1 protein-coding gene is annotated in these 1,637 nt (G+C 63.2%); it reads left to right on the top strand.

Annotated elements, in window-relative coordinates; genetic code table 11:
* On the top strand, positions 1–1,573 hold a 1,573-nt coding region (locus tag RMO25_RS00050), incomplete at its 5' end, for a hypothetical protein (protein WP_309660557.1).
* Positions 1,574–1,637 lie beyond the last annotated feature (64 nt).

The following is a 1,637-nucleotide window of genomic DNA, read 5'->3' as shown; positions in this document are numbered from 1 at the left end:
GGCTGACCAAGCACCGACCCGTGAGTCCGGAATGACCGACCGTCCTTGGTGGGAAACCAGGCCGTTCGTCGCCCTGCTGATCCTGATCTCGGCGGTGCCGTTGATCTATCCGCCGATCCCGCCGCTGGTCGACCTGCTGGGCCACATGGGCCGCTATCGGGTGGAGCTGGATATCGGGAGCTCGCCCTGGCTCAAGGATTATTACGAGTTTCACTGGGCGGCGATCGGCAATCTCGGGGTCGACATCCTGGTTATTCCGTTAGCCAAGATTTTCGGGCTCGAACTGGCGGTCAAGCTGATCGTGCTGGCCATTCCGCCGATGACGGTCGCCGGCTTCCTATGGGTGGCGCGCGAAGTGCACGGACGCATTCCGCCGACGGCGCTGTTCGCCCTGCCGTTCGCCTACAGCCATCCATTGATGTACGGCTTCGTCAATTTCGCGCTGTCGATCGCGCTGGCATTCCTCGCCTTTGGCCTGTGGTTGCGCCTGGCGCGGCTCGGCCGGCTGAGGCTTCGCGCGATCCTGTTCGTGCCGATTTCGCTGATCGTTTTCTTCACCCACACCTTCGGCTGGGGGGTGCTCGGGCTGCTGTGCTTTTCGGGTGAAGCGATCCGCCAGCACGACAGCGGCAAGAACTGGTTCAGGTCCGGAATCAACGCCGCACTGCAGGCGTCGGTTATGGCGCTGCCATTGCTGTTCATGCTCGTCTGGCGGAGCAGGATCCATGGCGGGCATTCCGGCCATTGGTTCGACTTCGGCCTCAAGTGGAAATTCTTCCTCGCGGTGCTCCGCGACCGGTGGAAATGGTTCGACATTGGGTCGGTCATCATCGTGTTCCTGGTGATCCTTGAATCGCTAAGGCAGCGGCAACTCACTTTCTCACGCAATTTGGTGTTTTCGGCATTGGTGCTGTTCGCCGGATTCATACTGCTCCCCTATGCGGTGTTCAGCTCCGCTTACGCCGATATGCGGATGATCCCCTACGTGATCGCCGTCCTGCTGCTGGCGATCCGCTTCCGCGGCGAAACACGGCGGCCGCTGGCCGATTTCATCGCGGTGCTCGGCCTCACCTTTTTCCTTGTTCGCATCGTCGGCGCCACGGTCAGCCTGGGCACCGCCGCGCAGGATCAAGCGGACAAGCTGCGCGCGCTCGATCATGTCCCGATGGGCGCCCGGGTGTTGAGCCTGGTCGATGACGGTTGCGGTGAGGAATGGAACTTGCCCCGCAACGTCCACTTGGGGGCGATGACGATCGTCAGGCGACAGGGCTTTTCCAACGATCAGTGGGTGGCCAACGGCATCAACCTGCTGGAGGTGCGTTACCTGGCGCCGGGACGATTCAAGGCGGATCCTTCGGAGATCGTCCGCAACCGCAATTGCTCTGGTGCGCGGCCGATCGACGTTGCGCTCAAGGTGATGCCGCGCGAAGCGTTCGACTATCTGTGGTTGATCGACGCCCCATCCTTCGACCCGCGGCTCGTCGCGGGGATGCCGCTCGTCTGGCGCGGTCGCGGCAGCGCGCTTTATCGCGTCGGCGCAACGCCGTCGGGGCGTTCGAGTACCCAGCCCTGAGTCCATAAGAGGCCGCGCGCAACGGGCACCGGGCGCATGGCCGCTTCGATTGCGCGGAGCGCTG

This window comes from Sphingomonas sp., assembly GCF_031361285.1.
Taxonomy (GTDB): Bacteria; Pseudomonadota; Alphaproteobacteria; order Sphingomonadales; family Sphingomonadaceae; genus Sphingomicrobium.
This window is presented reverse-complemented; position numbering and strand designations above follow the sequence as displayed.